General features: G+C 38.2%; 13 protein-coding genes. 6 read left to right on the forward strand and 7 right to left on the reverse strand.

Annotation, left to right across the window (positions count from 1 at the left end):
• The first annotated feature begins 8 nt into the window (after positions 1-8).
• From EL17_RS19495 to EL17_RS19505, 3 genes are all read left to right on the forward strand, one after another.
• The gene (locus EL17_RS19495; protein WP_035078225.1) at positions 9-1196 is read left to right on the forward strand and encodes a TolB-like translocation protein; all 1188 of its coding nucleotides are present in this window, start codon (positions 9-11) and stop codon (positions 1194-1196) included.
• Between the two features lie 66 nt (positions 1197-1262).
• Complete coding sequence (locus EL17_RS19500) at positions 1263-1742, forward strand: hypothetical protein (RefSeq protein WP_035078228.1); 480 nt, start codon at positions 1263-1265, stop codon at positions 1740-1742.
• A complete protein-coding gene (locus EL17_RS19505; protein WP_035078231.1) occupies positions 1717-2805 on the forward strand; it encodes a hypothetical protein in 1089 nt (362 codons plus the stop codon). Before EL17_RS19500 ends, EL17_RS19505 begins: the two co-directional genes overlap by 26 nt.
• Positions 2806-3236: 431 nt before the next feature.
• Here EL17_RS19505 and EL17_RS19510 read toward each other — a convergent pair whose 3' ends face one another.
• Complete coding sequence (locus EL17_RS19510) at positions 3237-3623, reverse strand: PRC-barrel domain-containing protein (protein WP_035078234.1); 387 nt, start codon at positions 3621-3623, stop codon at positions 3237-3239.
• Positions 3624-3848: 225 nt separating this feature from the next.
• Here EL17_RS19510 and EL17_RS19515 point away from each other — a divergent pair, with 225 nt between their 5' ends.
• Both EL17_RS19515 and EL17_RS19520 read left to right on the forward strand, forming a co-directional pair.
• Positions 3849-4523, forward strand: coding sequence for a hypothetical protein (locus EL17_RS19515; protein WP_035078238.1), 675 nt, complete (start codon positions 3849-3851; stop codon positions 4521-4523).
• A 46-nt stretch (positions 4524-4569) separates the two neighbouring features.
• A complete protein-coding gene (locus tag EL17_RS19520) occupies positions 4570-5409 on the forward strand; it encodes an alpha/beta hydrolase (RefSeq protein WP_035078240.1) in 840 nt (279 codons plus the stop codon).
• Between the two features lie 178 nt (positions 5410-5587).
• Here the strand turns inward: EL17_RS19520 and EL17_RS19525 are convergent, their stop codons facing one another.
• The 4 genes from EL17_RS19525 to EL17_RS19540 form a co-directional block, all read right to left on the reverse strand.
• Positions 5588-6061 (reverse strand): DUF6265 family protein, encoded by a 474-nt coding sequence (locus EL17_RS19525; protein WP_164675178.1) that lies wholly within the window; start codon positions 6059-6061, stop codon positions 5588-5590.
• 190 nt (positions 6062-6251) lie between these two features.
• Positions 6252-7439 (reverse strand): mannonate dehydratase, encoded by a 1188-nt coding sequence (gene uxuA / locus EL17_RS19530; RefSeq protein ID WP_035078242.1) that lies wholly within the window; start codon positions 7437-7439, stop codon positions 6252-6254.
• 32 nt (positions 7440-7471) lie between these two features.
• Positions 7472-8314, reverse strand: a complete 843-nt coding sequence (locus EL17_RS19535; RefSeq protein WP_035078244.1) for an SDR family oxidoreductase — start codon at positions 8312-8314, stop codon at positions 7472-7474.
• 19 nt (positions 8315-8333) lie between these two features.
• Entirely contained in the window at positions 8334-9311 is a 978-nt protein-coding gene (locus tag EL17_RS19540) for a Gfo/Idh/MocA family protein (protein WP_035078246.1), read from the reverse strand.
• A gap of 581 nt (positions 9312-9892) precedes the next feature.
• On the opposite strand from EL17_RS19540, the gene EL17_RS19545 reads away from it, so the two are divergent.
• Positions 9893-11470, forward strand: coding sequence for a hypothetical protein (locus EL17_RS19545; RefSeq protein ID WP_035078248.1), 1578 nt, complete (start codon positions 9893-9895; stop codon positions 11468-11470).
• 81 nt (positions 11471-11551) lie between these two features.
• On the opposite strand, the gene EL17_RS19550 is transcribed toward EL17_RS19545, so the two are convergent.
• A complete protein-coding gene (locus EL17_RS19550) occupies positions 11552-12118 on the reverse strand; it encodes a pentapeptide repeat-containing protein (RefSeq protein ID WP_035078250.1) in 567 nt (188 codons plus the stop codon).
• A gap of 111 nt (positions 12119-12229) precedes the next feature.
• Positions 12230-13462, reverse strand: a complete 1233-nt coding sequence (locus tag EL17_RS19555; protein WP_035078251.1) for a hypothetical protein — start codon at positions 13460-13462, stop codon at positions 12230-12232.
• Positions 13463-13535: the final 73 nt, after the last annotated feature.

A 13535-nucleotide genomic window follows, 5' to 3' on the forward strand; every position in this document is an offset into this window, starting at 1 on the left:
CACTATCTATGAATGCTCCACTAAATGAAGAAAAATGGCTACTGACCAAACTCACTCAAGGAAGTGAATCTGGAGCCTACCATTCCCATGCTTATTATGACATACCTGTTTTTGATTCAGGGAGCAATCTGCTCGCAGGACATAAAATTACCATAAAAGAACGCCAGCCTACATCTACAGATGCTATAGAGATAGGATATATTAACCTCAAAGAAGGGCAAAAATGGTATAAAGTGGGAGAAAGCACTGCATGGAGTTGGCAGCAAGGCGCCATGAGCCAATGGCTGCCTAATACCCGTACATTGATATGGAACGATAGGGAAAACGGTAAATTTGTTTCACGCCTCCATTCCCTTGATACAGGTAAAACCGAAACTATGGATCAGCCTATATATGCTGTAGATCCAAATGGAAAGTTTGTTCTTTCTCTCAATATGGCGAGACTGGACCATGTACGTCCCGGCTACGGATATGTGGGCGGGGAAGGCCATATGATTAATAAACTAAAGCCAAAAGATGATGGTATTTGGAGAATAGATTTAGAAACTGGAGAAAAGAAATTAATTCTATCAATAAATAAAGCTGCCGGATTCCTTTTCCCACATTTACGGATCAAAGAACGACTCAATCAACTACTTAAATCCCCTATCTATTGGTTCAATCATGTAAAAGTAAGCCCTGACGGCAGCCGTCTAACTGTAAAAATACGCTATCGATCCAAAGATCTGTCCAAAGGCTGGAGCGACAGCATGGGAGCAAGTATTACATGCGGAACGGACGGAAACGACATGAGATTACTTGGCCATGCTACCTCTCATGTCATCTGGCTGGACAACGAGCACCTCTATGCATGGCAGCAAAACGGGCTGTACGTCTACAAAGACTCCACTGATGGCGTACAAAAACTTCCTAAAATAGCCCCTCATCTAATTAAAAAAAATGTCCATATGCGTCATTTCAGTGGAACAAAGGATAAATTTATTTTTGATACTCCTTATCAGGAAAATATAGATCTCTACACTTATGATTCAAAAAATGATACAAGTTCAAAAATAGCCACCTTTCACCACCATACACCTGCAAACGGGCATTTTCGCTGTGATCTTCATCCATGTCCCAGTCCAGACGGAAAACACATCGTGGTGACTTCACTTGAAGATGGTGGTAGGCAGATATATTTATTAAGCAAAAAATAAATTCAGTCGATAAGATCTGATATGCCCAAAGCAAGACACACTTTATTCCTATTCCTTATACTGATAATGCCCTTAGTCATAAAAACACTTTTCGGCTACCAGTTTGAAATGTATCCTGCAATCATCCTTCCTTCAGGACCACACATTAAAACTTTAGAAGGGAATACAATTATGCATCGAAACTTGGAATTTTTTGTACAGGAAGCGGGGGGACCATGGAAACAGTTGGATCCTGTAGCGGTATTCTCCCCCCTTCCCGAACAATACTCCTCACCCATCTTACGAAGAGAATTTGGACTGCTGCCACCAAGGACTTATCCGGAAAGGAGGTTTTTTAAAATCCTGAAAAAGATGCACCTTTTGGATCCAAGGGTCCCTAATGATATCGCTATCAATGAGCTGAAAAGCTGGATCCAGTCCAACATAGCCATATGGGTCCAAGACGCAGATAAAATCAAAATAGAAGCTGTAGAAAAAACCATTGACCTACAGGGTAATGTTTTAAAAAGACAAGTAGAAAGTGCGCAGATTATTCACCTCCATTGAACATATAAATAGGGCCTTATGGAGTAGGGTCAATAATGCCACCTATGTAAATACAGATTCACTAGGTATATTCAGGGCCATTACCGGTATATTTTTACTTTACTATTACTTTTCATACACCTGGATTTCCGATTTGCCACAGGCACTGTTTAATCCTCCCATCCTTAGTATAGCCAATTTATTTGATAGTTTCCCTTCTTACTACCTACTCAGGATCATTGATGTGGGCAGGCTCATTTTATTGGTAGCCATTATCATAGGATTGAAGACCAGAATCACTTCATTGATTTGGCTTATATTGACCATAATAGCGGCCAGTTTTCAGTATTCATTGGGAAAGATAGATCATGATGGAGCACTATTATTAGCCATGGTTTTTGTCCTTTCCTATTCGGGCTGGGGCAAGGCATTCGCAGTATGGCCTGATACTAATAGCAGGTATGACTCTACAGCAGGAAGCATGGCAGTGTTTGCAGTTATCATCTGCTATGGTATGTTTACAGCCGGAATGGGAAAAGCCATGGTATGGGTGGATTTTGACCTTCAGACAAGCGGGTTTGCCTCATGGTACTACCTAGGGCTATATGATTTAAATAGGGACAGGCTGTTGGCAGAATATGTCCCTATGATACCTTTCCATTTTTATGAAATCTTGGATTATGCCGCAGTCCTACTTGAACTTTCACCCTTTTTATTTATCCTAATGGGCCGAAAGGCATGGCTGTTTTGGCTGCTCACAGCATCACTGTTTCATTTAGGGAATGTTCTCTTACTGAATATCCCATTTGCCAATCATGTTCTGGTCTATTTGGCATTTATAGATATGAGTGGCCTTACTCAATGGCTTAAACAAAATAAAAGAATCATATATTTAGCATTAGGTACAGCAGGGCTCATGTTTCTAACCCATATTTATTTTCTGGTGAGTCAGAGACATTATTGGGGCCTGAATGAAGTGATGAAAATGGACAGAACGCCATTTGAACTCTATTCCGCACTAATATTATGGATGGTTTTGACTGTGGTAATTGGAAAAATATTTCTCCCGGCACATAAAGAATAGTACTTCATAAAAAGACTAACTATTGACCATTTCAATAATAGAAACTTTTTTATATAATCCAGATTTTCATTTAGACAGGTTTTGAACCTTCATTCCTTTGTATGTAATAAAAGGACATATCTTTGGTGGGTGAGCCTTGGTCTACCTAGTCGAATGGGGCATATAGCCATCTTTCCATTGTTCATTTTCTTTGCTTACTCTCACAGAAGTATTCAGCTGCTTTAATGGGGAGCAAGGCATCATGCAGATTCTATCAAATGGCTTTAATAAGCATAGTCTAAATAGATCTTCTGTCCCATATATGGCTCAGGTGTGTTTATATGATCTTCTTCTATATAAATGGGAATACTAAAAAGTATTTATTCATAAAAAAAGCAGTTGCCGAAGCAACTGCTTTAAGTATTTTTCTGAAAATGTTAGCAGATATTTAATTAATAACTGCCTTCTCTGCGTAGGGAAGTAGTACCATAATGTTTATGAATACTGTTTACAAAATCAGTCTGGGGTCCAGTAGGCCAGTTATCATCATCAAAACCAGGAGCATTCTCCAGTTTTTCTTTATCTACATCTAGCGTAACAAGGTCTTCATCAGTTCTTTCAGCCCTGGTAAAAGAAAGAGATTCCCATGGAATAGCAAAATATTTATTGTTCATGTTTAAAAATCCAGTTCCTACTGCCAAAACAACATAAGCTACCTGACCGTCAGGATAAAGAATCACATCTTTTATACTTCCTATATCTTCATCTCTTAAATTTTTTACATTCCTACTGCTTAGGTCTGTACTTCTTAATAAGTGTGCGTTATTTGGATCTTTCATTTTTAAATTTATTTAGTGGTTTAATATGATATGCATAGACATGCAATTTTTTTGCCACATATACTTAACAACATTAAATTATCATAAAGTTTTATTTAAAAAGTATAATTTTTAAAAGAAATATATAAATAAACATAAAGATATGGATAGGTACATACCGGCACCGAGAGGATTAAGAATTTATTTATTTTACCTATAATTACATCAAATAAATAATTTTATAGAATGACCTTAACGCTCTTAGGCTACCTGATGTTACTTATTGCAAACGACTATCTTGCAATGGAACATCCACCAAAACCTGAATGTAGGACAGTACATAGGCTTATCGATAAGACCATAAATCTTCCCACACTCCCTTTTATATCAGCTAAACATTGCAAACCTATAGGTTCCAATGGAATTTATGATAGTCACAAAAAGCAAATCAGATCGATTAAAAAAGCTTCAATTAAAGACAATGGCCTTGGTTTAGATCGCGTGAATGCATTAAATGATTCATACACCAAAACAATCCCCCCTAAAAGCTACAAGCAGATGACCCCTACTTGGATGCTCTATGTTTATGCAGTGCCTATGGTAAAAAGCTTTAATATCGTACCTCATGTAAAAAACAGAACTATTTTCATGTATCCTAATATGCTTATGCAGTGGCAGGAAGCAAGAATAGAAAATTTGATCATTGCGGATAACAGGCTTGATTTCTTTTATAGAAAGAAAGGTAATGAGGTCCACTTTGAAATCAACCAAATCAGAAACGATTGGGATATTGTCATATTCTTTCCAAAAGGTAAATTCACCTTTTGGAAAGTTAATGGAGAAAATAACCGAAGGTCCTCCACAGATGAAATGGAAGGTTTTAAAACCTCCGGAACCAATATAAAAGTGATGTTGAAATAATATAATTACCAAATCAATTACTAACTATATGTCAACTACTCCTATCATGAACCACTTGGAATCTTCATATCAAACGCATGATGGCCTATCCCTTTATCTACAGGCTTGGGTACCCAAGCATCCAAAGGCCACCGTTTTTCTGGTTCATGGATTAGGTGAACACAGCAGTAGATATGATTTTTTAGTAGAAAGATTTACTGAAAATAATATTGCTGTATTTACCTTTGACGGGAGAGGACATGGAAAGTCATCAATTCCAAAGCCAGATGCATATATTGATAAATATGAGGAATACCTTAAAGATATCGACTCCTTATATAATAAAGCTACCGCGTATTTTCCAAATTTACCTATATTCATCTATGGTCATAGTATGGGTGGAGCACTGGTGGCCAGATATGTTTTAACATATAAGCCCACTCCGACAGGCATTATCCTCAGTGCTGCAGCACTGAGGCCTGCTGAAGGTACATCTAAATTATTAATTGCTCTATCATCTCTGGTCAGTAAATGTGCCCCTAAATTAAAAACCATCAAATTGGATCCTTCATATATTAGTCTCGATGATGAAGTAGTAGAAGAATATATAAATGATCCTTTAGTTTATAACAAAGCAGTTCCGGCTAGGACTGCCCATGAACTATTACGGATGATGAAGGATATAGAAATTAAAGCCCATAAATTTACACTACCAGTACTTATACTTCATGGCAGTGATGACAAGCTTACTAATCCCAAAGGAAGTGAGGCATTTTTTGAAGCTATAAGTTCACCGGACAAAACCCTCATTTCCTATCCTGGCCTCTACCATGAACTTCATCATGAACCTAAAAAGAATGAAGTGGTCTCAGACCTCATCTCCTGGATGGAGCAAAGGACAGGTTAATAACAATATCTATAACCTAATCATCTATTTAATAAAACCCGTTAGGTGCTTTATAGAATAGATGGCACCTTATTTAACCAGTAGGCAAAATTTTCCGGGGAAAAGAGGATTAGTCAATATTATATGCCATTTATACAGACTGATTTTTGACTTTAACGCAATAATGGGCCAATAAACTTCAATTCCTTTTAAAATCAAAAGAAATTTCCATCCCCTCTCCCGATACGATTGCCTTAAGGTACTCCTCGTTTCTGTAATATTTGATCTGTTTTGGGAAATCATTTTCCGCGTTTTGGGAAGTGAAAGCTTCTGGTGTTATATCAGTTAAACTGAATACAGTAGCGGCTGTATCTCCTTTGGAAAAAACTTCTAAATTCCATCTACCAGCTATATTTACTAACCGCATCTCCTCCTGCCAGACCGTATCGGCATTGAGCAAAGTATGCCCTACTCCATGATAGGTTGAGGAATCTATTTTAAGCCAAGTCTCGTAGGTAAAATTCTCACCTTCATCATTCATTCTTTCCCAGCTTCCCAGGAGCCAGTCAAAGTCTGTCTCTGCAACCGCTACTGCTACTGCCAGGTTTCCGTCGTTACCTTTCCCTCCGCAGGATAGTACCGAAAGAATAAAAATGATATAAAGTTGTTTCATGGATCTACAATAGGTTATCAATGGAATACTTTCCCATACCAGGGGATAAGGAAGATAAACATCAGCTTCCGCCATAGTGGGGCAAGCTAATATGATACCTTCATCCTCGACTCAATTTAAAATGTCTAATATGAAATTTACCTTTATCTAAGTTATCACTTGTATCGTCTGCGCTATTATAAGGCAACTGTCATAATCCGAATGCCCTGCTGATCCCCAGCTCCAACCCCCTAAGTTCTGCCAATCCTCTCAGCCTTCCAATAGCCGAATATCCAGGGTTAGTTTGCTTCTTCAGATCATCCAGCATCTGGTGCCCATGGTCAGGACGCATGGGTAATCTTCTATCCTTACGGCCTGAAACTCCCCGTTTCTTCTGTTCTTCCAATATTGCTTTGATCACTTCGTACATGTCCACATCTCCTGTGAGATGATCGGCTTCATAAAAGTTGCCCTCTTTATCACTAGTGGTACTGCGCAGGTGAATAAAGTTAATCCTATCTCCCAATCTACGGACCATGCCCGGTAGATCATTATCCGACCTAACACCATAAGAACCTGTACAGAAACAAAGGCCATTATAAGGGCTGTCCACTGCGGCTAATAAGTCCTTCGCATCCTGTTCGGTAGATACCACCCGTGGCAAACCAAGAATTGGATATGGTGGATCATCTGGATGAATAGCCATGAGCACGCCCGCCTCTTCTGCCACCGGGATGATCTGAGAGAGGAAATAGTTTAAGTTGGCTTTTAATTCTTTCGCCCCTATATTTTTATAGGTATCTAATACTACCTGAAACTGGTCCAGGGTGTATCCCTCTTCGGCTCCTGGAAGCCCAGCTATAATATTATTGATAAGCACATCAATTTGACCTTCAGAAAAACTCTCAAGAACTGCTTTAGCTTTTTCTTTTTGTTCGGAACTATAGTCCGATGCTGCACCTGGTCTTTTTAATAAATAAAGTTCAAAGGCCGCAAATTCATTGGCATCAAAACGTAAAGCCCTGGAACCGTCTTCAAGTTCATAGGCAAGATCAGTCCTCGTCCAGTCCAGTACAGGCATAAAGTTATAGCACACTGTATCTATGCCACATTTTCCCAAGTTCTTGATGCTTAGCTTATAATTATCTATATAGGCCTGATAGTTACCCGATCTGGTTTTAATATTTTCATGAACAGGAATACTTTCTACCACAGACCAAGTTAGGCCTACCGCTTCTATACTATCTTTCCTTTTCTGAATTTCTTCCACTTCCCATACCTCTCCATTTGGGATATGGTGAAGTGCGGTCACTACCCCGGTAGCACCGGCCTGCTTGATATCCAAAAGGCTTACTCCATCTTTTGGCCCATACCAACGCCAAGTCTGCTCCATGCTCATATTCTTATATTTATTATTTTACCATTTATAATTTAAACCCCACTAAATGCGCTAAACCCTCCATCCACCGGTATCACTACTCCGGTCACAAAGGCACTTCCTGAACCACAAAGCCAAAGTAAAGTACCATCAAGGTCTTCTGGAGTACCGAACCGCTGCAGCGGTGTATGCGCTATGATCGTATTGCCACGAGCAGTAAGTGATCCATCTTCCTGAGTCAGTAGTCTCCTATTTTGCTCAGTAAGAAAAAAACCGGGAGCTAGGGCATTTACCCTGATGCCTACTCTGGAAAAATGTACCGCAAGCCATTGTGTAAAATTACTCACCGATGATTTGGCGCCGCTGTAAGCTGGTATTTTTGTAAGTGGCCTAAAGGCATTCATAGAGGAAATATTGATTATAGTTCCTCTTTCCCTATCCACCATATCCTTTGCAAATTCTCTTGTCGGAAGAAATGTACCCAGAAAATTAAGGTTAAAAACAAACTGTATCCCATCGGGGTCAAGATCAAAAAAAGTGGTCAAAGAATCATCCTCTAAATGTTCTTTTAAAAGATATTCTTTTGTTGTTGTTCCTTTAGGGTGATTTCCTCCTGCTCCGTTTATTAATATATCACAAGGCCCTAACGCTTCCAATACTTTTTGGTGGGCTAATTTTAGGCTATCACCCTGCAATACATTAACCGCTACTCCTATCGCCTCTCCTCCTTCAGCTATGATTTCCTGAGCTCCAGATTCCGCTGCTTCAGCATTAAGGTCCAGTAGGGCTACTTTAGCACCATATCTAGCCAATGTCTTTCCAAAAGCCTTACAAAGTACTCCACCGCCTCCGGTAATAACGGCCACTTTTCCGGTCAAATCGTTGATATCTTTCATTATATTTATTGAGTATAAGTTATTGACTGGGTTGGGTGAAGATGTCCATGATCCTCATGACCTCCACCGCCTCTCCTCCGGGGCATGGATTGGTGCCCTTGCCTAAAAAATAATTCACCACCTGGGCGACCATTGGTTCCTGAACAAACTGCGGGTATGGCATTGGTATGGCTGAATTACTTCCTGACTGCCATACACTTATTTTATCCCCAAAAAAAGGAAAGGCGATTTTTCCTATCGAACCATGAATCTCACAAATATCTTCCTGACCCTTTTCGGAGGCAAAGTCCCACACACCGCGCAGATGGATTCCATTGGCAAATTTTATGATACCATGTACCAGATCATCCGCTGCTGACATACGGGACTGATTTATAGAAAAACCCATAGCCTCATCTACTTCACCAAAGTAATGCAGCATCAAATCCAGCTGATGCGGTGCCAAATCATGAAACAGGCCTCCACCGGAGATAACAGGGTTCAACCGCCAGTTCGTTTCAGAGTCAGCCGCCGTATGGGAAGTGACGGGCTCACTCATCCGAATATCTACCCAGCTAATTTCACCTATAATTTTTTCATCCAGTAAATGCTTCACCTTTATAAATAAAGGAAGTGCTCTTCTATAATGGGCTATAACTAACTTGCCTTTACTGGATAGTGCTTTCTGATGAATTCTAAGAGCACTTTTCCTATCCAAGGCCATAGGCTTTTCCAGGTAAACATGTTTACCGGCTTCCAAAGCAGCTAAAGCATATTTTTCATGTGAGGATGGGGGTGTAGCGATATATATTGCATTTATATCATCGTCATGGATGATATCCTGAGCATGGCAATACCACTTAGGCACCTGATGTCTTAATGCAAAATCAGCTGCCTTGTCTGCATCCCTACGCATGACAGCTATCAAAGATGAATTTGGAACATTTTGAAAGGCAGGGCCACTTTTTCTTTCGGCCACATCTCCGCAACCTATTATACCCCAGGTTATTTGTTTCATTATATAGACCTAAACCTTAAATTAACAAAAAACTAATGCTAACAATGATCCAATATAAGGAGCTTTTCAGGTATAGTTTCCTTTAAAACATTTAATGTTAAAAAAAATTACGGAATCCATTCCGTGACTGAGATGCACTTAGCTTAACTAGGCTATCATCATATCTGTTTATATATTCATAAATCGCCTTATCATACAGGTGAATCATACTCTCGTACGGGCCGCTATTTTCCAAAAGCGGGATGATATTTTTTGATCATAAAACATAGGAAAAAAGAAAGATTATTTATACGTATTATAATTATATATAATATGAATAAAATCATATAAAATTAATTTAAAAATCCTAAAATGACTTTTCTTTTAAAAAAGTATATAAGGTCGTTAAATTATTTTCATAAAAATTTTTACTAACAATAAAATATGCTTACTTTTGACAAAGTGCTTATTTTATTATTTCATTTGCAAAAAACAAGGTACGTAATTTAATTTTAACCTTTAAGCAAGTGATTCTTATGGATTAACAATGTTGATAATATAACTAAGTCCAATTAAATTTTACAACTTAAATTTTTACAAGTATGAAAAAACTCAACTTAATCCTGATCCTATTCATAGGATTTCTTGTCATGTCCTGCGTGGATAATCAAAACGAAGATTATTTACTGGACAATGACAGTAAAATTATCCCTGCTGGAAGTCGTGAGGTAAAGGTAAACTTGGATACCAAGTATGATCTTAGCAATTCCATAGCCTACAGTCTTTATGACACCATGGCCATGAATGTAAAAAACCGTTCTTTAGCAGTACCACATGGTGCCTCTGACTTAGTTTTGTTTGTAGAGAAGAACAGCGACAAAATTTTGGCTGTAGTAAAATTGGGAGCCAATGAGAGCCAACTTAACGTAACAGCAGAAAATGTTACTGCAGCGCTTCATGATATCATACCCGCTTATGCTACTTTAAGTGCAGAAGAAAGGCAGCAGTTTGATGACTCAGCACCTTCAGCTCCGGCATACAGGTCTCTGGTCTCTTCTGTGGATAGGCTTCTTAGCAGCAAAGAAGGAATCTATTCTACCAACAGCGAGATGGTCAGTAATATCAGAGCAATGAGCAGCTTCATTGCGGAAAATTATGCTGACAAAAACGGTAACAAGGAAGCCAATAGGGTCACTCAGGATATGAGACAATGGATCAAAACCGGTGGGTCACCTGAAATCAACAATAGGAGCAATGGCTATGTAGAGGCAAGATATACTCCAAATAGAGATGATAAAGGTAAAGATACCCACAGTTTTATTTTAGATCCTAAGCCTATATATCCTAATCAATATTCTATCACAGAAACTACTGTTCCTGATGGATATTATACCCTTACCATAACTCAAAAATCAGATGCAGCCAGAGAGGCCAATCAAAGGGCTCTTTCCACCAACCTACTTTACTTAAGTATAGGTGAATCTTTTTATATGCTTCAAAGACAGGGAGCGGAAGAATGTGGTAAGGCAATGGTACTTGCTATGCAATCAGAACTGGATAAGGCTTTTGCCAATCCTCCAACTGATATGGACGCAGCTTTCCTACAGGCACTAGCCATATCTGCCAGTTTAACACAAAAATTACTTACTGGGGCTTCATGCGAGAGATTTGTATATAACAATCGTGCATTGGTTGCCAGTATAGCACAGAGAGCGCTGATGTTAGCAGCTGTTTTAGATGGTCCAACTTTGATAAAAGAAGGGGCTGGATTTATATTCTTACTTGAAGCAATTTATTTGCCATTTGAGTTCCAAGAAAATCTGATGATCTACCATAATAAAGTAGTACCAGGTCAATTAAGATTTGAAATGGTAAGCAGCAGTTATGAAAAACAATATCCACGTAAAGCTACGCTGAAACCAGAGGTTAAAGCAGTGATCCTTTGCAAATATGATAAAATAGACTTTACCATATTTGAAGTAGAATGGGAAACCAGGTATGCTAATAATGGTACCGCTACCCCTACCAAAAGCAATTTTAATGACAAAGGTATAGCCTCCACCACATGGACACTTCCTGACAGAAATACAGATAATTATCTGAACGCTTTTGTACGGGACAGAGAAGGCGATCACTTAATGGGTTCACCTATGTGTTTCGTAGTGACTACCAGAAATTAATAATATAGCAAACAATTGATTTAACTCTATACCACTGAAGCCATCCTATAGGGATGGCTTCTTTTTTTACCAATATGCACATCATTGAATGATGATGCCAAACCCATCTAATAATCCCAACACATTCTCCTTGGAAAATTTTGCTTTTTTTAGACTGTTGAGGGAAGGATTGATAGAAAAATTGTAAGAAGTGCTCAAATCTGCCCGATCCAGAATAGTTCTATTAAACATTGCCTTTTGAAAGTCGCAATTACCAAATTCAGCCTGGGTAAGATTGCTCTCCACAAAATCAACCTCCTCTAACCTGCATTCAGTAAAAATGGATTTCTTTAGACTGATTTGATAAAAGGAAGAAAAATTTAGTATACATTTATCAAAATTCACTGAAAATAAAAATCTATTGCATTTGTTAAAATGTAAGCCTAACAGCTTGCACTCTTTAAAATTGACCTCTCTAAAGGAAGTCTGAGCCAAAAGGGCCATACTCATATCACAGCCTATAAATTGACAGTCTATAAAAATCAACCCGGATAGATTTACATTATTAAACAGACAGTCTGAAAAAGTACAGTTTTCATATTCTCCTAATTCCAGTCCGTCTATCCGAAAATCATTACCCTTAAAATCTGAGCTTTCCTTATATATCATTTATATTTCTTATACCTTGTCTGAATGTTAAACCAAAGGAAAAACAAAAAACCTAGGCTACATAGTGTGCCTAGGTTTATTTTTTCGTATTAAGTGATTTGAATGAAAATATTAGATTACTTTATAATCTAACACCCTCTCCATCTGCTGCTTTAATTCAACAATATTTATACTGTTGATAATACCATTATCACGTGCATATTTTTTGTTTCTAAGACTGGTAATGATTTCTTCATAGACCTGTACAGGAGAAAGCTCACCAGAATTGGTTTTTTTAGCTTTAATGATGTTGTTGCTACGGGCCAAATCTATCGCTTCTATAATCCTTAACTGATAATTATCTGCGATTTCAAAAAAATTATCGTAATAAAGAATATACTTTTTCGATAGATCAACCAGCCCAGTGACGTTATTATTAAAATACTTGATATCCATTTCTTTTTGTATCAGGTCCGAATAATTAACTTCTCCCCTGCTGTTCCTATATTTTCGTTCTAATTCACTGAGGTATTTATCACTCCATTCACGGTTAAATTCACCCAAAACCCTATTAAAATAGGAATCAATACTTTCATTGGTCCTTCTCTCCGGAACAGTATAACCCAAACGGGGTGCATCTTTTTTTAATTTGGTCAACAATTCCATCTGAAGATTTTCCAATAGTACACGTCTGTCGCTGTTGGAAGTCTGATTGAGAACATTGGCCTTATCCAATGTGGTATAGTAGGCGATGTACCGGTTCAGTTCATTTTCAAAAGTCTTCAGTTTTGTAAGGTCATTTTTCTTATCAGACAAGGAGGCGCTATAGGCTACGTTTAATATACTGTTGGAAGCGGAAACTGCATTGGAGACAAAGGGTACACTGGCGATGATCGGACTGCTCATGATATTTCTAGAAACATCTAAAAACCTATCCAATTGAGTCTTGTTGGGGAACAATACTATTTTATTGGCGGATTCTATAATTATATCCTGAAATGAAAACCCCAAAGGTCCTTCCTGAATACTGCTCAATGATTTAATATATCCCTGATAATCCTCATCTGTCAATCTGGACTTGAGGTCGATGATATCATCACTGAGCACTTTATATAGCTGCGTGGAATGATTGATATTTGATTTGATGGTTTGCCATTTAGTACCGTCTGATATCTTTTTGTCATTGATAAGATCATTCAGGGTTCTATTGGTTAGATCAAGGCTGTTTAAGAGGATTTCATTATCTGTTCTTAATACATCCATTTGTCGCGTAATAAGCAGGATTTGAGCAGAATCAGTCTCAGATTGACCGTATCCGGTGAGACTGGTGCCCAGTAAAAGCATTAAAATCAAAATTGACTTCATAGATAATTTTTGTGTTAGTGTTATGGTATTTTTAGACACTTCTTTAAACTTAGAGAATTCCAACAAATCACTT

The organism is Anditalea andensis (assembly GCF_000714815.1).
In the GTDB taxonomy this organism is placed as follows: Bacteria; Bacteroidota; Bacteroidia; order Cytophagales; family Cyclobacteriaceae; genus Anditalea; species Anditalea andensis.